Below are 19,141 nucleotides of genomic sequence, written 5' to 3'. Positions count from 1 at the left end.
GTCACTCACCGCCCGGCGTGCGCGGGAGGCCGAACAGGTCGAACACGGCCGGGTCGGCGAACGTCACGCAGCGCCGGACCCGGCCGCCCCGCGCGTCGAACACCTGGAGCGAGTGCGCCCGCAGCCCGTCGGCGTGCGGGGCGTACGCCGCCAGGGCCGGGCTTCCGTTGGCCCGGACGGGCCGCAGCCGCCAGCCCGTTCCACGCATGACGAAGACCCGCTCCATGAACGCGCGGTAGTGCGCCCGCCCGCGCAGCCAGAGCGCGACCGGGGGCATCTCCAGCACCACGTCGTCGGCGAGCAGCCGGGTCAGGCCCGGCACGTCGGCCGCCTCGAACGCGGCCAGGTAGCGCTCGACCACGGCCTGCTCGTCGGGGTCGGTGGGCTCGCGCAGCTCCTCCAGCACCGGCCCGGCCGCCCGGATGCCCGCCCGGGCCCGTTGCAGGCTGCTGTTCACCGAGGCGACGCTGCTCCCCAGGGCCTGCGCCACCTCGGCGGCGGGCAGTTGCAGCACCTCGCGCAGCAGCAGTGCCGCACGTTGCCGGGCCGGCAGGAGTTGGAGCGCGGCGACCAGCGCCAGCCGTAGGCCGGCGCGCTGCTCGGCGGCGTCCGCCGGGTCACCGAGCCGGATGTCCGGGAACGGTTGCAGCCAGGACACGTGCCGGCTCGGCGCCAGCGGGGCCTGCGGGTCGTCGCCGGCCGGGCCCAGCCCGCTCGGCAACGGCCGCCGGGACCGGCCGTCGAGCGCGTTCAGGCAGGCGTTGGTGGCGATCCGGTGCAGCCAGGTACGCAACGACGCCCGCTGCGGGTCGTACCGGTCGGCCGCCCGCCAGGCCCGCAGCAGCGTCTCCTGCACCAGGTCCTCGGCCTCCTCGACCGAGCCGAGCATCCGGTAGCAGTGCGCCAGCAGGTCGCCGCGGAATGCCTCGTACCGGTCGTCGCGCTCCTGCGTCGTCTTCCCGACCACCCGGGCGAGGGTACGCGCGGGCCGCGATGAGTTCTGCCCGCCGCCCCGGTATGTGGGGGTGAGGGCGGCCCGACCGGCGCCGCCACCTCCGGAGGGAGCCCATCATGGGCGACGTCGTCGTCATTCAGTTCGCCACGCTGGACGGCGTGGTCTCCGACCCCGACGGGCGCGCGGGGACCGACCACGGGGGCTGGGCGTTCCGCTACGGGCCGGGCCCGATCAGCGACGACAAGTTCCGTCTCGGGGAGCGGATGGAGCAGGGGGTCCAGCTCTATGGGCGGCGGACCTGGGAGCACTTCGCGCGCCTCTGGCCGGACCGCGACGGGGACTGGGCCCGGCTGATGAACGCCGTGCCCAAGCGGGTGGCGACCCGGACCGGCGTCGACGTGACCGCCTGGTCGAACTCGGCGGCGATCACGGGCGACGCGGTGGCCTGGGCCGGCGAGGAGCGCACACGGCGGGACGTCGTCGTGGTCGGCAGCCTGAGCCTGGTGCACGCGCTGGGCCGGGCCGACCTGGTGGACGAGTACCGGCTCATCACCTTCCCGACCGTCGCCGGTGCGGGCGAGCGGCTGTTCGCCAGCGGCACCCCCGGCGACTTTCGGTTCACGCTGGTCGAGCCGGTCGGCCCGACCGTGCTGACGGTGCTGCGTCGCGCCCGGTGACGGCGTTTGCGGTGGTGACACATCGGGTAGACGACGGTCCATGGTGGATACACGGGGTCGTTCGGTCGGCCGCTACGTCATGCGGCTCGTCGGTGGGGTGGCCGTCATCCTGGGCATTCTCGGCGCCTTCTCCAGCCTCGCCGACGGCAATCTCGTCGGCATCGTGCTGAGCGCCGTGTTCCTCGCGGGCGGGGTTTTCCTGCTCAAGCGATCGGGTGACGGCGGCCGGGCGACCCGTCCGGCGTCCGCGCCACGCGGCGCGCGCTGACGCGCGGCAGCGCCGGCCGCGACGCGCGGAAAGTGTCGGTGTCGCCGCCTAGGCTGGGTCGGTGGTCGACCGGCGTCAGGTGATGAGCTTTCGCGTCCGTGCCCAGCAGCTCGACCGGGAGCGGGGCGCGCTCGCCGACACCGCCGTTCTCGACCTCGGCGCGCAGGACACCGGCCCCGACGGCGGCCGGTGGGCGCTGGCCCTGCGCGGGGTCGACGTGAGCGCCCTGTCGGCCGACGATCTGGTCCTGCTCTGGACCGTGCGCGGTGCTCCCCACCTCTATCGGCGTTCCGACGTCGGCGCGGTGGCGGCGGCGGTCGAGCCGTTCTCCGACGCCGACGCGGGCAAGCGCATCTACGACGCGTCCAAGCCGCTGAAGGCGGCCGGCATCGGCAACCTGGCCGCGCTCGACGAGGTCGCCGCGCGGATGCGGGAGGTCGTCACCGCGCCGACCGTCAAGGGCGAGGTCTCCGGCCGGCTGGCCGGGCTGCTGCCCGAGCCCTACCTGCGGTTCTGCCGCCCGTGCGACGCCACCCACCTTTACGAGATGCCGTTCCGGCTGGCCGCCGTCCGGGCCGGGCTGGAGCTGCGACTGGACACGTCGCCGCCGGTGCTGGAACGCATCCCCGACCTCACCCCCCGCGAGCCGGGCGAGCGGTACGACCTCGTCCGCGCCTACCTGCGGCTGCTCGGCCCGGCCACGCCCAAGCACGTGGCCGACTACCTCGACGCCCCGGTCAAGGACGTGAAGGCACGCTGGCCGCAGGACGCGGTCGAGGTCTCGGTCGACGGTGAGAAGCGGTGGCTCCTGGCCGCCGACGAGGCGGCGCTGACCTCGGCCGAGGTGACGGTGACCCGGCTGCTCGGGCCGTTCGACCTGTTCCTCCAGGCCAAGGACCGGCCGACAGTGGCGCCGGACGCGGCCCGGGCCAAGGAGTTGTGGCCGGTGCTGGGCCGCCCCGGCGCCGTCCTGGTCGACGGCGAACTGGTCGGCACCTGGCGTCCCCGCAAGTCCGGCCGGACGCTCCGGGTGTCCGTCGAGACCTGGCACAAGCTTCCCGACAGCCGGCGTCGCGCCGTCGTCGAGCAGGCCGAACGCCTGGCGGCACACCGCTCGGTGTCGCTCGCGGGCGTGGACTTCGGCGGCTGACCCGCGTTCCGCGGTTCGGACGGGCCGGATCCTGGGCACGGACCGGTCGCCAGGTGACGCCCCCTCAGCCGAGGCGCTCGATCGTCGTCGGGATCAGGCCGTGCCGGCGTGCCACCGAGGTGACCGCCCCCAGCAGCACCCGCAGGTGCGTGCCGCTCCCCCGCTCGGCCGTCACGTCGACGCACCACGCCACCCCGCCGCCGACGCACCGCACCTCCCAGCGCGCGGTGTCGGCTGCCCGCCCGGTGGCGACCACGCCGGGTCCGGCCGGCCCCGGGTCGGCGCCGCCGTCGGCGGGCAGCGACGCCACCAGAGCGGCCAGCCGCCCGGCGTCGAGGTCGCCGGCGAACAGCACCCGGTGCACGGCCGGGCCGGCGCCCAGCCGCAGCGGCTCCGCGACCGCCAGCGTGAGGTCGTCGCGGAACCGGTCGCGCAGCGTGTCCTCGTCCGGCAGCAGCCCGTCGCCGAGCCGGCCGTACGTGTCCTCGGCGTCGGAGCGGGTCACCGCGCGGACCCGGGCGCGGACGTCCGGCCTCGCGCGCAGCGCCCGGGCGAAGGCACGGGAACTCCACCAGCCGCCGTCGGACGGCGTCCAGCCGGCGCTGCGCAGTCGCGTCGCGGAGAGGTCGTCGGCCAGCTCGAACTCCTCGACCAGCAGCCCGAGCGGTACGCCGTCAGCCTGGGCGAGGAGCTGGTAGTAGTCGAGCACCCCGGCACGCTACCGCCTCACCGGTGCGCGAACACGAACCCGCCCTCGACATCCGGGGCGGGACGGTGGGTCATCTCGGCGTCGACGGTGAAGCCGGCGGCGTCCAGCCAGGCCGCGATCAGCTGAGGCGGGCGGCGGTGCACGTGGACGCGCATCGGGTGTCCGCCGTACCCCTGGGTCTTGAGCCGGCTGCCCTCGCCGGCGAAGAACCCGAGCAGGACCACCCCGCCGGGCCGCAGCGCCCGGTGGAACCCGGCGAGGACGCCGGGTACCTCCTCGTCCGGCACGTGGATCAGCGAGAACCAGGCGAGCAGACCGGTCAGCGACGCGTCGGCGAGGTCGAGCCGGGTCATCGAGCCCACCTCGAAGCGCAGGCCCGGGTGGTCCCGCCGGGCGACCTCGATCATCGCCGGTGACAGGTCGACGCCGAACGCGTCCAGCCCGAGGCCGTGCAGGTGGGCGGTGATCCGGCCCGGTCCGCAGCCCATGTCGGCGACCGGCCCGCTCCCCCGCGCCCGCACCAGTTCGGCGAACAACCCGAGGATGCCGCGCTGGAACGGTTCCCCGGCCAGGGCGTCGCGCAGCAGGTCCGCGTAGCTGGCCGCCACCGTGTCGTAGGAGGTGCGGGTGTCGTCGATCCAGCCGGCAGCGCCCATGTCCGCACACGATAGCCCGGGCTCGTGTGAGGATGATCGGCATGGCCGAGCGCGCACTGAGCTTCGGGGCGGCGGCGCGGGCGTACGAGCGGTTCCGACCCGGCTATCCGCCGGAACTCGCCGACCTGGTGCTGGCGTACGCGGACCGTCCGCTGCGGACCGCACTGGAGATCGGCGCCGGGACCGGCAAGGCGACGCGGCTGTTCGCCCGGGCGGGCATCACGGTCACCGCGACCGACCCGGACGCCGCCATGCTGGCCGAGCTGCGCGCACACGTGCCGCCCGAGGTGCGGACCGTGCGGGCCGCGTTCGAGGAACTGCCGACGGACGAGACCTACGACCTGGTCTACGCGGCGGCGGCGCTGCACTGGACGCGCCCCGAGGGCCGGTGGGAGCGGGTTGCGGCGCTCCTCGCCCCCGGCGGCGTGTTCGCCTCGTTCGGTGGGCCGCTGCGCCTGGGCGACCCGGCGGTGGCGGAGTCGGTGCGGCGGGCCCGGGCGCCGTTCCTCGACAGCGACGAGATCCCCTCTCCGGACGGCACGCCCGAGACGCACCCCATGCGGTGGCCGGGCACCGAGCTGCGACGCCACGAGTGGTTCACCGACGTCCGGCAGTCCGAGATCGCGCGCCGCGTCACGATGGGCGCGGACGACTACGTCGGTGTGCTGTCGACCGTCTCGGCCTACCTCGAACTGCCGGCGGACCGGCGGGAGCAGGTCCTCCGGCGCATCCGGGAGGTGCTGCCCGACAGGGTCGAGGTCACCACCGACGTCACCGTCCACCTCGCCCGCCGGCGGCCGGGCACCTCGTCCTGAGACAATCCGGTTGCGGGCGTTCGCCGCGACGGACAGGCTGCCCGGCATGCCGATGCACGAGGGACAGCTCACCGTCACCGCCGCGACCGTGCGCGAGCTGGTCGACGCGCAGTTCCCGGCGTGGCGCGACCTGCCCGTCCGCCCAGCGGCCTCGGACGGCACGGTCAACGCCATCTTCCGCCTGGGTGATCGCCTCACCGCGCGGTTCCCGCTGCAACCGCAGGAGCCGGAGCAGGCGCGGGGCTGGCTGGAACGCGAGGCGGACGCGGCCCGGGAGCTGCTGGGGCGTACCCGCTTCCCCACCCCGGAGCCGGTCGCGCTCGGCGGGCCCGGCGCCGGCTATCCGCTGCCCTGGGCGGTCCAGACCTGGCTGCCCGGCGCGGTGGCGACCGACCGGGACCCGGGCGACTCGTACGCCTTCGCCGACGACCTGGCCGAGTTCGTCGACGGCGTGCGGGCCATCGACACCCGAGGGCGCACGTTCGACGGCCCGGGCCGCGGCGGTGACCTGCCCGCGCACGACGAGTGGATGGAGACCTGTTTCCGGCACAGCGAGTCGTTGCTGGACGTGCCGCTGCTGCGGCGGTTCTGGGCGGCGATGCGGGAGCTGCCCCGGGGCGGCACGCCGGATCGGATGACCCACGGCGACCTGATCCCCGGCAACGTCCTGGTCGCCGACGGGCGGCTGGCCGGGGTGCTGGACGTGGGCGGGCTGGGGCCGGCCGATCCGGCGCTCGACCTGATCGGCGCCTGGCACCTGCTGGAGGCCGGGCCACGCCGGGCCCTGCGGCGGCGGCTCGGCTGCGACGACCTGGCGTGGGAACGGGGCCGGGCGTGGGCGTTCCAGCAGGCCATGGGGCTGGTCTGGTACTACCGGGAGTCCAACCCGGTGATGAGCCGCACGGGCCGGCGCACGCTGGAGCGGATCACCGCCGACCCGCCGCCGCGCTGAACCGGGGCCAGGCGGGCCGCCACGCCGGCTCGGGCACCGGCGGCAGGGCCGCGACGTGGTCGAGGATCGCCCGCAGCCCCGGGTGCGGGTTGGTCCGGGGCAGCAGGAGCGAGATCGGGTACGCCGGGGTCGGGTCCACGATCGGAATGCGCCGCAGGTCGTGGCGCGCCGGCCAGACGTAGCGGTCGCGTGCGCCGACCAGCGTGGCCACGTCGGCGGAGCCGGCGATGGCGTCGAGGAGGACCTCGTCGCCGAAGTTCGGGCCGGTGGCGTCGACGCGCAGGTCGAACGCGGTGTCGAGCTGGTCGTAGAACTCCGACCACTCGCTGCGCGGCACGATGCCGGGCACCCGGATGAGGTGTCCGCGCAGCTGCGACGGGGTCACCGACCGGGCGGGCGCGAGCGGGTGCCGGGGGCCGACGAGGAGTTGCAGCGGGGAGTCGAACGCGTGGACCATCCGCACGTCGGGCGGCAGGTCGGCCGGGTCGGTGACGGTACGGAACGCGGCGTCGATGTCGCCGGCCTGCACGGCGGCGGCGACCCGGCGCGGGTCGTCGACGCGGAGGGTCACCACGTCGAGGTCGGTGCCGGGGTGCGCCCGCCAGTAGTCGTGCAGGACCACGGCCTGCGCGCTGCGCAGCCCGAGGACGTCCACGCGCGGGGCCCGCGACGCCGGCCGGACCGCGGCGACCGCGCGGTCCGCGCTCACCACCAGACCCCGGGCGTACGGGAGGAACGCCCGGCCGTCGAGCGTCAGCTCGACCCCCCGGGCGGTACGGGTGAACAGGCGGACCTTCAGGTCACGTTCCAGGGCGGCGACGCGCTTGGACACCGCCTGCGGGGTCACGCCCAGCTCGTCGGCGGCGTGCCGCAGCTGCCCGAGCTCGGCCGCCCGGACGAACGATCGCACTGCCTCGGTGTCCACCGACCCACCCTAGGGCCGCGCCACCGATGGTTGTGGCTCGCCGATCGGCGGTTGTTTGATCCGCCGCCCGCGCGGCCGGTGTGATGCGCCGGTGAAACTCGGATCGGGCTTCCGCTGGCTGTGGGCGGCGTACGCGGTCAGCACGTACGGCACGTGGCTCGCCTTCGGGGCGTTTCCGCTGCTCGCGGTGCGGGTGCTGCACTCGTCGGCGTTCGCGGTGTCGCTGCTGGAGGCGGCCGGGCTCGCCGTCGCGGCGGTCGTGGCGATCCCGCTCGGTCCGTGGGTGGCGCACCGGCCCAAGCGGCCGGTGATGGTCGCCACCGACCTGTGCCGATTCGTCGCGACGGCGAGCGTGCCGGTCGCGTACCTGCTCGGGGTGTTGACCTACGGTCAGCTGCTGGTCGTCGCGGTCGTCTGCGGCGCGGCGGGCATCGCGTTCGGCGCGGCGTCCGGGGCGTACCTGAAGCACCTCGTCCCGGGCGAGCGCCTGCTGGTGGCGAACGCGCGGTTCGAGGGCACGAGCTGGGTGGCGACCGCGGTCGGCCCGCCGGTGGGCGGCGCGCTCGTCGGGCTGCTCGGCCCGGTCGTCACCGTCGCGGCCGACGCGCTGAGCTATCTGCTGTCCGCGTTCGCGGTCCGCCGGATCCGGGGGGACGACGTGGCCGCGCCCCGCGCCGCGGGCGCCCGGCTGACCGGAGCCGCCCTGGTCCGGGGCTGGCGGTTCATCCGCCACGACCGCGTCCTGCGGCGCCTGTTCCTCAACTCGGTGGTGGTCGGCGGTCTGATCATGGCCACCGCGCCGCTGCTGGCCGTCCTGCTGCTGGGCGACTACCGCCTCCCGGCCTGGCAGTACGGGCTGGCCTTCGGCGTCCCGGCGCTCGGTGGTCTGGTGGGCGCCCGGCTCTCCGCGCCCCTGGCCCGGCGGCACGGCCGGCACCGGGTGATGATCGTGTCCGGCTGGCTGCGCGCGGTCTTCCCGCTCGGGCTCGCGTTCGTCGGTCCCGGCGTCCCCGGACTGCTCACCGTGATCGTCGTCGAGGCTCTGCTGATCACGTGCATGGGCGTGTTCAACCCGATCCACGCCACCGAACGGCTGCGCCGCACTCCCCCGGACCACGCCGCCCAGGTGCTCACCGCGTGGAGTGTGAGCAGCCGGCTCACGCAGGCCGTCCTGATGCTGGCCGGGGGCGTCCTGGCGACGCGCGTCGGCCCGCTCGCCGCGATCACCGTCTCCGGTGTCCTGCTGCTCGCCACCCCGCTCCTGCTGCCCCGACCGGAAGCGGGGCGCCGGCCCGAGGCCGACGCCGCACCCGAGGGGCAGCGAGCTGTCGGTGCGCCGCGCTAACGTCGGCCGCGACTGTGCGGGGAGGTCGGTCGTGCTCGACGACATGCGGGTGCTGCGTGGCGCGGTGGAACGCTACCGGAGGGCGGCGACCGCCGCCGGCGTCCCCTGGGACACCGGCGAACGGGCCGACGCGCTCGGCGTCGAGGCGCTCTGCCGCGTCTTCGACGTCGACCGCATCGCGGAGCAGGCGATCTGGTTCCACCACGAGGGCCTGCCGTACGCGCAGGTCCTGCCCGAGGGTGGTCATCCGCTGCTCTGGGACAGCGCCGACAACCTCCTCGGCTACCTGTCCATGGCGGTCGGGATCCCCTTCCCCTGGCGGCATCAGCTGCCGCTGCTCATCTCCGACCGCATCGTCTTCGCCTTCGTGCTCGCCGGCGACCACGAGGGGGAGATCTGGCGCTATCAGATCGAGGTGGACGACCGGAACCCGGTCCGCGCCGCCACCAGCCTCGCGGCGCTGGTCTCCGCGTGGACCGACGGGTTCGCGGCGGGGGTCTACGCGCGCTCGCCGTACGACACCTGGCTGCACGTCGGGAACGACGACCGTGACCCCGTCGACGTGCTCGTCGAGGGCGGTCTCGACCCGTTCGCCTTCCCGGTGCACGTCTCGGCGTACTCCCACCACGACCTGCTGCGGGCCCGACAACGGGAGTGCGGTGTCAACCCGGACCACGCCGACGACTTCGACCGCCAGGAGGAGCTGCTCGACGCGGTCGACGTCGCGCTCGCCTCGCTCCGCGCCTGACCCGGGACGTCCCTCGTGAAGGAACGGTCCTAGACCGGACGGCCGAAGGTGACGGCGTGCCGCACGAGCGGGGGCACCCGCTCCGCGAGCTGCTGGTCCGGCCGGGCGCCGAGGGCGTCGTTGACCGTGGAGAACGCCAACCGGAAGGCGATCAGGGTGGTCGCCTCGAAGATCTCCCGGTCGCTGAGGCCGGCGTCGCGCAGGCCCCGCACGTCGTCCTCGGTGGTGGCGTTCGGGTCCCGCACGACCTGGCGGGCCCATCCGGCCAGGGCGGCCTCCCGGCCGGACAGCTCGCCGTCGGCGCCGCCCAGCACGTCCGCGGCGGTCGCCTCGTCGCTGAGGTCGGCCAGTCGGGCACCCCAGGCCAGGGCGCAGTAGGCGTCACCCCGGGCGGCGGCGGTGGCGGCGACCAGCACGGCCACCTCCCGCGCCGACAGCCCCGAGTCGCCCAGCAGCTCGGCGCGGACGGCCTGGAACGACGCCGACACGTCCGGCCGCCAGCACCAGACGCGGGTGAGGTTGTTGACGTAGCCGTCGGAGGCGACGTCCTCGTCGTAGGCGGCGGTGACCGCCGGACCCGGCGGCGGGTCGGGAAGGAAGGTCGGGCGGCTCATGGAGGCAGTGTGCCGGAATTTCCCGGCCACCCGGAGACCGATGGACGACAGTTCGCGGAGCCGGCCCGGGACGCTCGCGCTGATCCGCGTCTATGATCCACGCACGGCGCGACCGTGACGGGGGAACGAAATGATCAAGTCGGTCTTCTTCGATGTCGGCGGGACGATCCTGGACGAGTCCCGCGAGTTCACCGACTGGGCGGACTGGCTGGGCGTGCCCCGGCACACCTTCTCGGCGGTGTTCGGCGCGGTGATCGCCCGGGGCCTGGGCTACCAGGAGGTGTTCCGGGTGTTCCGGCCCGACTTCGACCTCACCGCCGAACTCGACCGCCGGGTGGCCGCCGGCGTGCCGGAGACGTTCGGCGAGGAGGACCTCTATCCCGACGCCCGCGCGTGCCTGACCGCCCTGGCGGAGCAGGGCCTGCACCTGGGGCTGGCTGGCAACCAGCCGGCCCACGCCGAGGCCAGCCTGCGCGCCCTCGGCCTCCCGGTGGACGTCATCGGCACGTCGCACGGGTGGGGCGTGGACAAGCCGGCACCGGAGTTCTTCAGCCGGGTCGTCGAAGCGGGCGGCGGCGACGCGTCGTCCATCCTGTACGTCGGCGACCGGCCCGACAACGACGCCCGCCCGGCCATGGCGGCCGGCATGCCGGCGTGCCTGATCCGGCGCGGCCCGTGGGGACACATCCTCGACCTGCCCGACGTGGCGGAGCAGTGCCTGTTCCGCATCGGCTCGCTCGCCGAACTCCCGGCCCTGGTGGCCGAGCACAACGCGGTGGACGAGCGGATTCGTTGATCGAACCATCCGCCCCGTTTTGGTGCAGATAATGCCTGTATGGGGAGGAGGATCAGGTCGCAGCTGATCAGCTGGGGTGGACCCGGCACCCGCGCTACCCGCCTGGAGCTCTTCTACGACCTGGTGTTCGTCTTCGCGTTCTTCAACGTCTCCGTCCTCACCAGCAAGAACCTCACGGTGCAGTCGCTGCTGGAGGCGCTGCTCGTGCTGGTCCTGCTGTGGTGGTGCTGGACCGGCTTCGCCTCGATCGGCAACGCGGTCCGGTCCGACGAGGGCGTCATGCCGGTGATCGGGCTCGCCATGATGGTGCCGGTGTTCCTCCTCGCGGTCAGCGTGGGGGTGGCGTTCCGCGACGAGCCGGGCGGCCTCTACGGCCCGTGGCTGTTCGCCGTGGCGTACCTGATGACCTGGGGGTTGAAGGCGACCGCACTCTGGACCATCGTGCGGGCGCAGGGCACACCACGCCTGCCCGCGCTGTTGCTCGTCGGGCCGGCGCTCGTCAGTACGGTGGCCATTCTTTTGGCGGCGGTGGTGCCGCAGCGGGTCGTGGCAGCCGGCGCGGTGCAGAACGTGCGGATCGGGTTCTGGATCGTCGCCCTGGTACTGGAGTACCTGGGCGGACTGTTGCTCGCCCGAACGGGCTGGCGGCTGCGCTCGGTGGGGCACGCGGCCGAGCGGCACGCGCTGATCGTGCTCGTTGCCCTCGGCGAGTCCGTGATCGCGCTGGGGATCGGCGCGTCGGCGCAGTACGGCCGCCCGGTGGGCCTGTCGACGGTTCTCGCGTCGGCGCTGGGCATCATCGTGATCGCCGCGCTCTGGTGGCTGTACTTCGACTGGATCGCCGCCGCCGTGGAACAACGCCTGCACGGCGTACGGGGGCCGGGCCGGATCCCGCTCGCGCGGGACGTCTACACCTACCTGCACCTGCCGCTGGTCGTCGGGATCATCCTCTTCGCCGTCAGCCTCGAGCGGCTGCTGGGCATCCTGCTGCACGCCGAGCAGCCGACCGGTGCGGAACGACCCGGTCAGTTGCATCCGCTCCTGCTCTACGGCGGGGTGATCCTCTTCGTGCTCGCCCTGGTGACGATCGAGCTACGCGCGCTGCGCCGACTCGACCGGACGCTGCTGGGAGCGGCCCTGGTCCTCGCCGCGCTGGTGCCGGTGGCCTACCAGGTGCCGGAACTGGCCGCGCTGGCGCTGCTCGCCGGCGTCACGCTCGGCGTCGTGGCCGTCCAGCTCCGCGTGACCGGGCCGCTACGTCGAGAGGTCCGCCAGATGGCACTCGACGAGCAGACGCGGATGGAGACCGAACTGAACCGGTGGCGGGCCCACCGGCTGTGAACACGCGCCGCCCGCGTCAGCTCGCCGCTGCGGTGCGGTTTCCGAGCGGATCGGCGAGCAGCGGCGCGAAGCCCAGCTCGGCGGCGCCGATCAGGGTGGTGTCGTCTCCGAACGCCGACACCCGCAACTGGGCCTTGTCCCGCGAGACGGGCAGCACGTTGGCCCGGATCCGGTCACGGACGTGCGGGGCAGAGCCCTGGAACACCTCCCGGAGCGTGCCGCCGAAGATGACCACACCGGGGTTGAACAGGTTGATCACGTTCGCCACCCCGATGCCCAGCCAGTCCCCGACGTGTCGCAGCGCCTTCCGGGCGGCCGGGTCGCCCCGGGCCGCGTCGGCGACCACGGCCCGCGCCGCCTCCCGCCCGGTGCTGTCGGCGGGACGGCCGGCCGCGTCGAGCAGCGCCCGCTCACCGACCTCGGCCTCCAGACAACCGTGGGAGCCGCAGCCGCAGGGCCGACCGTGGTAGGGGTTGACCAGCATGTGACCGACCTCGGAGCCGTATCCGCCGTCCCCGTCGAGCAGCTCCCCGCCGACGATGATCCCGCCGCCGACCCCGACGTCGCCGTGCAGGTAGACCAGGTTCCGCACCCCGACGCCGGCGCCCCGCTGGTGTTCGGCGACCGCGCCGAGGTGGGCCTCGTTGCCGACCAGCACCGGCAGGCCCAGGTCCAACCGCCGGGCCAGTTCGGCGCCGAACGCCTGGTCCACCCAACCGAGGTCCGGCCCGTAGCGCACCAGTCCGTCGCCCGGCCGGATCATCCCGCAGTAGGACGCCCCGACCCCCACGCACACCGATCCGGGTGGGGCGCCGTGGTGCAACGCCCGTCCCAGGTCGGCGAGCACGGAGACCACGAAGTCGAGGTCGGCGCCGGCCCGCGGCCTGGTCGCCTCCAGGCGACCGGACACCACCCCGCCCAGACCGACGCGGGCGGCCACGAGCCGGTCCACCGCGATGTCGAAGGCGAGGACGTGCACGGCGTCCGACGCCGGCCGGACCAGCAGGGACGGTCGGCCGGTCCGCCCGGCGGTCGGGGCCGGCTCCTCGCGGACGAGTCCCGCCGCCACGAGTTCGCCGGTCAGCGCCAGCACCGTGCTGCGGTTGACGCCCAGCTCCTCGGCCAGCCGGACGCGCGAGGCCGGGCCGCCCAGGTGGACACGGCGGAGCAGCGCGGCGAGGTTACGCCGGTGGCTGTCCCCCGTCGCGGGTCGCTCCGCGGCCAGACCGTTCAGCATCGACCACTCCGTCAGATGGCAACTGGCACGACAAGGATAGATGGCCCGCGAGGGCGCGGACGTTTGCCGAGTTGTCCGGCCGGTCACCTGTGGTGCATGTTCGACGACTTCACCGACGAGCGGATCGACGTCGGGGAGGTGGAGCTGCGGGTCCGCCACGCGGGGCAGGGCCCGCCCGTCCTGCGCGGCTACGGGCGGTCCGGAAAGGCGGACCTGCGCCCGGACCACTCCCAGCAGTCCAAGCGGGCGGTCGCGGCGGACCTGCGGCGGCTGATGGACCTCCTCGGCCACCCGAGGTTCGCCGCCGTCGGGCACGACCGCGGGGTCTACGTGGCGCTGCGCCTGGCACTGGACCACCCGGACGCGGTCGACCGCCTGGTGGTCATCGACGGCGTGCCGATCAGCGAGGCGCTGGCGAGGTGCGACGCGACGTTCGCCCGCGAGTGGTTCCACTGGTTCTTCTTCGCCCAGCCGGACATCCCGGAGCGGGTCATCACCGCCGATCCGGACGCTTGGTACGCGGCCAAGGCACGGCCCGAGAGCATGGGCGCGGAGAACCACCGGGAGTTCCTCCAGGCCGTCCGCGACCCGGCGACGGTCCGGGCGATGCTGGAGGACTACCGTGCCGGGCTGGGTGTGGACCGGGAGCACGAGGAGGCCGACCGGCGGGCCGGCCGCGCCGTACGCCGCCCGACCCTGTTCCTGTGGTCGACCCGCGACGACATGGAACGTCTCTACGGGGATCCGCTGGCCGTCTGGCGTCCCTGGGCCGACGACCTGCGCGGTCACCCGATCGAGTCCGGACACCACGTCGCCGAGGAGAACCCGGACGACCTGACCGAGGCGCTGCACCGCTTCCTCACCTGATCTCGTCGGAGGTGGCGGCTACCCTGCCGTCATGGCGGGAGCGGAGCTGGACGAGTTGGTCGTGGCGGACTCGGACGCGCTGCGGGCGTGGTTGTCGGCCCACCACGCCACGTCCCCGGGTGTCTGGCTCGCCCTGACCCGCAAGGGTGGCACCGTCACGACGTTGACCTGGCAGCAGGCGGTCGACGAGGCGCTGTGTTTCGGCTGGATCGACGGGCAGGCCCGCAAGCGGGACGAGGAGACCTCCTGGATCCGGTTCACCCCGCGCCGGCCCCGCAGCATCTGGTCGCAACGCAACGTCTCGCACGTGGCCCGGTTGGAGGCGGCGGGCCGGATGACGCCCGCGGGCCGCGCCGCGGTGGAGGCCGCGAAGGCGGACGGGCGCTGGGACGCCGCCTATGCTCCGCCGTCGGAGGCGGAGGTGCCGGCCGACCTGCTGGCCGCGATCGCCGCGGTGCCCGCCGCCCAGGCCATGTTCGACGTGCTCACCAAGGCCAACCGGTTCGCGCTCATCCACCGCCTCAACGCGGTCAAGCGGGCGGAGACCCGCGCGCGCAAGATCGGCGAGTTCGTGGCCATGCTGGCCCGCCACGAGACGCCCCATCCGCAGAAGGCCAGGCCTCCGGTCACGCCCTGACCGCCGCGACGGCCGCGTGCGGGCGGTTGACGCCGTCGGCGGGCCGGTGCAGGCGGGCCACCTCGGCGAAGCCGGCCCGGGCCAGCCGGTCGGCGAACGCGTCCACGGGCCAACGAAAGGCGGTGACGACCTTGTGGTCGAACGCGGCCACCTCGTCGCCGACGAAGATGCCGAACACCAGCGTCGCGCCCGGGGCCGTGACCCGCCGGAACTCGGCGAGCACGTCGTCGAGGTCGTCCGGTGGCAGGTGGATGACCGAGCCCCAGGACAGGACGCCGGCGAGGCGGTGGTCGGCGATCGGCAGATCCGTCATGGAGCCGAGCAGGTAGCTGCCGTCCGGGTAGGCGGCCCGGGCGTGGCCGATGAACTCGCCGACGACGTCGAGGCCGGTGGCGTCGGCCCCGGCCGAGCGGAGGTGGTCGGTGAGGTGACCGGGCCCGCAACCCACGTCGAGCACCGGACCGGGCCGCCCGGCCAAATGCTCGCGGATGAAGGCGAGGTCGTCGGCGTGCACCTGCCGGCTGGTGCCGAACAGTTCGATGTAGAGGTCCGCGACGGACGCGTACGCCCGGCGGACCCGATCCGTGGTCACCGTCGCGATCCGGGGATGTGCTCCCACATCTCGCGGGTCATCTCGTACTCGACCTCACCCTGGTCCGCTCCCGGCACCGGCTCGTCGAAGGTCGGGAAGTACGTGCGCACGTAGCGCATGCCGACCGCCTCCATGACCCCTCGGGAGCCGGCGTTCACGGTCATCGTCTGGGCGATCACAAGGCGCTGCCCGACCGTGTCGAAGGCGTGCCGCAGCAGGACGCGCGACGCCTCGCTGGCCAGGCCCCGGCGCCAGTACCGGCGCACCAGCCGGTAGCCCAGTTCCGCCACGGTGGGGTCGTCGGGCTGGTCGGGGCCGTTGGCCGGGGGCAGCATCATGAGCCCGACGAACTCGCCGTCGTCCTCCCCCGCCGGGGCCGTCGAGCCGCGCGCGCCGCCGTCGGAGCCGAACGCCATCCAGAAGCCCAGGCCGTCCACCTTGGTGGCCAGGCCCCGCCGCCGCGCGTGGGAGGCGACCACCTCGTCGCGGGTGCGGGGCCGGGAGTAGAGGTAGCGGAGCACCTCGGCGTCGGAGTCGAGCTGGACCTCCAGCTCCAGGTGCCGGTCGGCCAGGGGAACCAGCAGCAGGCGGTCGGTACGCAAGATCGGCTGAGGCATGCGGCAACGATCGCACGACCGCGCCGCCGCCGCGATCGGAATCCCCGCCGGCGGGTCGCCGGTGCCTGGCGCCGGTGGGTCATGCTGGGGTGACTCGGGCAACGGCCGGTGGGGGTGGACCGTGACAACCTGGCTCTGGATCGTCCTGTGCGGCGTACCGCTGCTTCTTCTTGTTGTGGCGTTCGTCGTCCGCCGACGCCGGGCGGCCCGCTCGGCGGCGGGCGATGCCGTGCTGCGGGACGCCCGGCGGGCCATGGCCGAGATGGACCGCCGGCGCGGGCGCTCCCGCAAGGGCACGATCCGGGGTCAGGGCGGCGGGGGGAACGCGGGGACGATGTACGACGCCGCGTACGGCTCGGACACCTCCGCCGGCGCCTGACGTCACACCACCTTGCGGATGTGTACCCTCGGTCGCTCGTTGCGCAGGTGACCCAGCTTGTGCTGGCGGACCTGCTCGTCCCACACCGCCTGGTCGTAGTCCGGCCCCGGCGCGATCCACCGGTGCGACCCGTCGCTGTAGTGGAACTTCTCGTCCCCGGCCCGCAGCACGCTCACCGCAGCCAGCCCAGGAACCGCCGGTGCAACGCCCCGGCGGGCGCCCAGCTCAGGTCGGCCGTCGCCCGCACCAACTGCGCCCCCATGTACAGCGCCAGGGACATCGGCGCGTCCTCGTACTCCGCCTTCAACTCCCGCCGCCGGGTCGCGCACGGCCACGGCCCGCCGCACCCGCCGCAGGTCCAGATCGGTAGCACCGGCCCGTGGGCGCTCACCCGCCCGCTCCCAGGAAGCGGGCGACGCTCGCGCGGGCCTGCCGGCTGATCGCCCACGTCACCTGCCAGCAGGGGTACGGAGCGAGCCGCGCCCACCACAGCCGACACCCCGCGCACATCCCGTCGAGACCCCGTACGTGCACCGCCAGGATCGCCCGCTCGCCACGGTCGTTCACCGGTCCTCCGGAGCAGGTCGCTTCCCCTCGGCAACCGACTGTGCGATCGGACCGAGATCCCCGGCGCCCGAGTGGTCAGATTCGGCCATCGCGAGAATTCGTCGCTTGGCCCCGTCCCATTCGACGGCCTGGATCTCATCCCCCGTGCGGCGTCCGGCCGAACCGCGTCGTCCTCCAACCACCTGTCACCTCCGTCCTCCGAGTGCGACGGACCGCCCGGACGGGAGCCGACAGTGCACTCGACCAACGGACGAGGCGTCTCCCCTCGTCCGAAACGGACACTAGGGGCAGGTGGTAGTGACAGAATTACCGCTGGTTATGGCACCAGGCTGATCCCCAGACGTCCGGCCAGCAGGCGAAGTTCGTGGGGCACGGCGCGACGCCTGGTCCGCTGGGCCATCGCGGCGACGGAGTCCTGGGCGAGCGGGTTGAGCGAGAACGGCACCGGAGCGGCTCGCTCGGCGTGCACGAACGCGGCGAGCGCCTCGGTGTCCCGACGGCCCGAGTCGGCCAGCGCGCGCCCGAGGTCGAGCCAGTAGGACATCTGCCGGATCGATGCCGCGAGAACCTGTGGTCGTACCGTGCGGGACAGCTCGATGACCCGGCCCGGTTCACCGGACTCCCCCGCGATGGACATCTCCCACAGCGCCACATTGGTCGGCCCGAAACCGCAGCCGTTGAATCCCATGCCGTCCGCCGGATCGCCGAGCGTCGCCGCCTCTCGGGCCGCCTCGTCCAGGTGTTCGCGGGCGACGTCCGGGCGGCCACCGACCGTCGAGGCGAGGGCGGCGGACAGGTGCAACTGACCGAGCATCTGCCGTACCCGCGCGTCCGTCGCGGCGGACTGCAGCTCGGCCAGGGACCGGTCGGCCGCCCGCGCCGCCAGCGGCGCTGCCTCGATGGGCAGACTCTGTGCGTACGCGAACCGGGACGCGCCCAGCCACGCCGGCTCCTCCACCGCTTCGGCGGCCGCCACCGCCACCCGCGCTGCGTTCAACGCCAGGTGCCGGTATCCGAGGTGCCGCAGGCACGCCGAGGCCTGGTAGGCGACCTGCGCGAGGGCCGTCCCGCCCACCGCGGCCGCCTCCAGCAGCAGGCCCGGCAGCATCTGGGCCATGGCGGGGAAGTTCGAGCGGTGCCGAAGCTGCTCGCTGCGCGCGATGTCGGCGGTCAGTTGCGCCGCTCCACGGGTCGACCGACGGCGCTCCCCGTCCTCGATCTCGATGAGCGCCGACCAGATCGCCGGCACGCACTCGGCGGCGTGCTCGCGGGCCGGATCGCCGGTCTCCGTGCCCTGACCGAGCAGGTCCGCGACCGTGACCTGCAACGCGGCGGCGACCGCGACCAGGGTCGAGCGGCGGTCGATCGTCTTGCGTCCGGACTCGACCTGCGACACGTAGGACTGGCTGAGCCCGGCGAGTCCGGCGAGGACGGCCTGACTCATCCCACCTCGGCGCATACGCCAGTATCGGATCCGGGCGCCGATGGTGTCGGTCTTCCTGGTCATGTCCGCCCGCCTTCCGGGACGATGACGGGTATCCGGCACGACCCGCAACGCCGGCCTGCCGCCTTCCCGGACGGTACACCGACCACCCGCCGTGCGGCATGACGCCGTGGTCCGCGCGCTCGCTGGCCTCGGCCGTCGACGCGGCATCTCCAAGCAAGGACGGTCAGGATGAGCAGTGATCACGACGTCACCGGGGCGATGAGCTTCATCTTCGAGGCGGGGGTGCTCAAGCGCGCGGCCCGGACCGGCTGGTGGTTCGCCGGTGTGAAGCACCCGGAGTCGATCGCCGAACACTCGTTCCGCACGGCGCTCATCGGCATGATGCTCGCGGCCATGGAGGGCGCGGACCCGGGCCGGGTGTCGATGCTGTGCGTCCTGCACGACACCCAGGAAACCCGGATCACCGACATGCCGCACATCGCCAGGCGCTACCTCACCGCCGTATCCAACACGGCCGTCACGGCCGACCAGGTCGCCGACTGCCCACCGGCTGTCGCCGAGGCGATCCACGCCGCCGTCGCCGAGTACGAGGCCGGCGAGACGCCCGAGGCGATGGTGGCCCGTGACGCCGACAAGCTCGAATGCCTTGTCCAGGCCGTCGAGTACCGGCATCAGGGCATCGCCGACGTCCAGCGGTGGATCGACAGCTCCCGGGCGGCGCTCAGGACAGCATCCGCACACCGCCTCGCCGACGCTGCCCTGACCGGTACTCCGATGGCCTGGTTGAGGCCGCCCGCCGTGTGAGTGGACGCGTTTCCTTGGTGTCCTCGGGTGCTCGTGATCGACT

The 19,141-nt window shown here is 73.9% G+C and carries 25 protein-coding genes; 13 read left to right on the top strand and 12 right to left on the bottom strand.

Annotated features, from left to right (window positions below; genetic code table 11):
* Position 1: 1 nt before the first annotated feature.
* The gene (locus O7600_RS01515; protein ID WP_281591924.1) at positions 2 to 967 is read right to left on the bottom strand and encodes an RNA polymerase subunit sigma-70; all 966 of its coding nucleotides are present in this window, start codon (positions 965 to 967) and stop codon (positions 2 to 4) included.
* 104 nt (positions 968 to 1,071) lie between these two features.
* Here O7600_RS01515 and O7600_RS01510 point away from each other — a divergent pair, with 104 nt between their 5' ends.
* From O7600_RS01510 to O7600_RS01500, 3 genes are all read left to right on the top strand, one after another.
* Positions 1,072 to 1,632 (top strand): dihydrofolate reductase family protein, encoded by a 561-nt coding sequence (locus O7600_RS01510; protein WP_281591923.1) that lies wholly within the window; start codon positions 1,072 to 1,074, stop codon positions 1,630 to 1,632.
* Positions 1,633 to 1,672: 40 nt separating this feature from the next.
* Positions 1,673 to 1,900 carry a hypothetical protein gene (locus tag O7600_RS01505; RefSeq protein ID WP_281591922.1) on the top strand — a complete coding sequence of 76 codons (228 nt, stop codon included), beginning with the start codon at positions 1,673 to 1,675 and terminating at the stop codon, positions 1,898 to 1,900.
* A gap of 61 nt (positions 1,901 to 1,961) precedes the next feature.
* Positions 1,962 to 3,050 carry a winged helix DNA-binding domain-containing protein gene (locus O7600_RS01500; protein WP_281591921.1) on the top strand — a complete coding sequence of 363 codons (1,089 nt, stop codon included), beginning with the start codon at positions 1,962 to 1,964 and terminating at the stop codon, positions 3,048 to 3,050.
* A 64-nt stretch (positions 3,051 to 3,114) separates the two neighbouring features.
* On the opposite strand, the gene O7600_RS01495 is transcribed toward O7600_RS01500, so the two are convergent.
* Together O7600_RS01495 and O7600_RS01490 are read right to left on the bottom strand one after the other, a co-directional pair.
* The gene (locus tag O7600_RS01495; RefSeq protein ID WP_281591920.1) at positions 3,115 to 3,759 is read right to left on the bottom strand and encodes a hypothetical protein; all 645 of its coding nucleotides are present in this window, start codon (positions 3,757 to 3,759) and stop codon (positions 3,115 to 3,117) included.
* Positions 3,760 to 3,776: 17 nt separating this feature from the next.
* Entirely contained in the window at positions 3,777 to 4,415 is a 639-nt protein-coding gene (locus O7600_RS01490; protein ID WP_281591919.1) for a class I SAM-dependent methyltransferase, read from the bottom strand.
* 41 nt (positions 4,416 to 4,456) lie between these two features.
* On the opposite strand from O7600_RS01490, the gene O7600_RS01485 reads away from it, so the two are divergent.
* Together O7600_RS01485 and O7600_RS01480 are read left to right on the top strand one after the other, a co-directional pair.
* Complete coding sequence (locus O7600_RS01485; RefSeq protein ID WP_281591918.1) at positions 4,457 to 5,230, top strand: class I SAM-dependent methyltransferase; 774 nt, start codon at positions 4,457 to 4,459, stop codon at positions 5,228 to 5,230.
* A gap of 46 nt (positions 5,231 to 5,276) precedes the next feature.
* On the top strand, positions 5,277 to 6,182 hold the full coding sequence (locus tag O7600_RS01480; protein ID WP_281591917.1) for an aminoglycoside phosphotransferase family protein: 906 nt from the start codon (positions 5,277 to 5,279) through the stop codon (positions 6,180 to 6,182).
* Here O7600_RS01480 and O7600_RS01475 read toward each other — a convergent pair.
* On the bottom strand, positions 6,157 to 7,107 hold the full coding sequence (locus O7600_RS01475; RefSeq protein WP_281591916.1) for a LysR family transcriptional regulator: 951 nt from the start codon (positions 7,105 to 7,107) through the stop codon (positions 6,157 to 6,159). The two genes, O7600_RS01480 and O7600_RS01475, sit on opposite strands and share 26 nt — an antisense overlap.
* Before the next feature lie 91 nt (positions 7,108 to 7,198).
* On the opposite strand from O7600_RS01475, the gene O7600_RS01470 reads away from it, so the two are divergent.
* Positions 7,199 to 8,452 (top strand): MFS transporter, encoded by a 1,254-nt coding sequence (locus O7600_RS01470; protein WP_281591915.1) that lies wholly within the window; start codon positions 7,199 to 7,201, stop codon positions 8,450 to 8,452.
* Between the two features lie 31 nt (positions 8,453 to 8,483).
* Complete coding sequence (locus tag O7600_RS01465) at positions 8,484 to 9,200, top strand: hypothetical protein (protein ID WP_281591914.1); 717 nt, start codon at positions 8,484 to 8,486, stop codon at positions 9,198 to 9,200.
* Positions 9,201 to 9,229: 29 nt separating this feature from the next.
* On the opposite strand, the gene O7600_RS01460 is transcribed toward O7600_RS01465, so the two are convergent.
* On the bottom strand, positions 9,230 to 9,814 hold the full coding sequence (locus tag O7600_RS01460) for a hypothetical protein (RefSeq protein WP_281591913.1): 585 nt from the start codon (positions 9,812 to 9,814) through the stop codon (positions 9,230 to 9,232).
* 130 nt (positions 9,815 to 9,944) lie between these two features.
* Between O7600_RS01460 and O7600_RS01455 the strand changes: the two genes are divergently transcribed.
* Positions 9,945 to 10,610 (top strand): HAD family hydrolase, encoded by a 666-nt coding sequence (locus tag O7600_RS01455; RefSeq protein ID WP_281591912.1) that lies wholly within the window; start codon positions 9,945 to 9,947, stop codon positions 10,608 to 10,610.
* A gap of 39 nt (positions 10,611 to 10,649) precedes the next feature.
* Complete coding sequence (locus O7600_RS01450) at positions 10,650 to 11,951, top strand: low temperature requirement protein A (protein ID WP_281591911.1); 1,302 nt, start codon at positions 10,650 to 10,652, stop codon at positions 11,949 to 11,951.
* Between the two features lie 16 nt (positions 11,952 to 11,967).
* On the opposite strand, the gene O7600_RS01445 is transcribed toward O7600_RS01450, so the two are convergent.
* Positions 11,968 to 13,188: an ROK family transcriptional regulator gene (locus O7600_RS01445; protein ID WP_281591910.1), complete on the bottom strand. Its 1,221-nt coding sequence runs from the start codon at positions 13,186 to 13,188 to the stop codon at positions 11,968 to 11,970.
* 96 nt (positions 13,189 to 13,284) lie between these two features.
* Between O7600_RS01445 and O7600_RS01440 the strand changes: the two genes are divergently transcribed.
* Together O7600_RS01440 and O7600_RS01435 are read left to right on the top strand one after the other, a co-directional pair.
* Complete coding sequence (locus O7600_RS01440) at positions 13,285 to 14,055, top strand: alpha/beta hydrolase (protein WP_281591909.1); 771 nt, start codon at positions 13,285 to 13,287, stop codon at positions 14,053 to 14,055.
* Positions 14,056 to 14,086: 31 nt separating this feature from the next.
* Positions 14,087 to 14,692, top strand: coding sequence for a YdeI/OmpD-associated family protein (locus O7600_RS01435; RefSeq protein ID WP_281591908.1), 606 nt, complete (start codon positions 14,087 to 14,089; stop codon positions 14,690 to 14,692).
* Here O7600_RS01435 and O7600_RS01430 read toward each other — a convergent pair.
* Complete coding sequence (locus tag O7600_RS01430) at positions 14,682 to 15,284, bottom strand: class I SAM-dependent methyltransferase (RefSeq protein WP_281591907.1); 603 nt, start codon at positions 15,282 to 15,284, stop codon at positions 14,682 to 14,684. The two genes, O7600_RS01435 and O7600_RS01430, sit on opposite strands and share 11 nt — an antisense overlap.
* Positions 15,281 to 15,901, bottom strand: coding sequence for a GNAT family N-acetyltransferase (locus tag O7600_RS01425; RefSeq protein WP_281591906.1), 621 nt, complete (start codon positions 15,899 to 15,901; stop codon positions 15,281 to 15,283). Before O7600_RS01425 ends, O7600_RS01430 begins: the two co-directional genes overlap by 4 nt.
* Before the next feature lie 121 nt (positions 15,902 to 16,022).
* Between O7600_RS01425 and O7600_RS01420 the strand changes: the two genes are divergently transcribed.
* Positions 16,023 to 16,280 (top strand): hypothetical protein, encoded by a 258-nt coding sequence (locus O7600_RS01420; protein WP_281591905.1) that lies wholly within the window; start codon positions 16,023 to 16,025, stop codon positions 16,278 to 16,280.
* A 2-nt stretch (positions 16,281 to 16,282) separates the two neighbouring features.
* Here the strand turns inward: O7600_RS01420 and O7600_RS01415 are convergent, their stop codons facing one another.
* From O7600_RS01415 to O7600_RS01400, 4 genes are all read right to left on the bottom strand, one after another.
* Positions 16,283 to 16,456 carry a hypothetical protein gene (locus tag O7600_RS01415; protein WP_281591904.1) on the bottom strand — a complete coding sequence of 58 codons (174 nt, stop codon included), beginning with the start codon at positions 16,454 to 16,456 and terminating at the stop codon, positions 16,283 to 16,285.
* On the bottom strand, positions 16,453 to 16,671 hold the full coding sequence (locus tag O7600_RS01410) for a hypothetical protein (protein ID WP_281591903.1): 219 nt from the start codon (positions 16,669 to 16,671) through the stop codon (positions 16,453 to 16,455). The genes O7600_RS01415 and O7600_RS01410 overlap by 4 nt, the downstream gene beginning before the upstream one ends.
* Positions 16,668 to 16,847: a hypothetical protein gene (locus O7600_RS01405; protein WP_281591902.1), complete on the bottom strand. Its 180-nt coding sequence runs from the start codon at positions 16,845 to 16,847 to the stop codon at positions 16,668 to 16,670. Before O7600_RS01405 ends, O7600_RS01410 begins: the two co-directional genes overlap by 4 nt.
* Positions 16,848 to 17,163: 316 nt before the next feature.
* Positions 17,164 to 18,354: a helix-turn-helix transcriptional regulator gene (locus tag O7600_RS01400; RefSeq protein WP_281591901.1), complete on the bottom strand. Its 1,191-nt coding sequence runs from the start codon at positions 18,352 to 18,354 to the stop codon at positions 17,164 to 17,166.
* A gap of 168 nt (positions 18,355 to 18,522) precedes the next feature.
* Here O7600_RS01400 and O7600_RS01395 point away from each other — a divergent pair, with 168 nt between their 5' ends.
* Positions 18,523 to 19,098, top strand: a complete 576-nt coding sequence (locus O7600_RS01395; protein ID WP_281591900.1) for an HD domain-containing protein — start codon at positions 18,523 to 18,525, stop codon at positions 19,096 to 19,098.
* Positions 19,099 to 19,141 lie beyond the last annotated feature (43 nt).

Origin of the sequence: Micromonospora sp. WMMA1998 (genome assembly GCF_027497375.1) — a bacterium.
GTDB classification, from domain to species: domain Bacteria; phylum Actinomycetota; class Actinomycetes; order Mycobacteriales; family Micromonosporaceae; genus Micromonospora; species Micromonospora sediminicola.
Note: the sequence above shows the minus strand (reverse complement) of the source record. Positions and strands in the feature narration are given on the sequence as shown.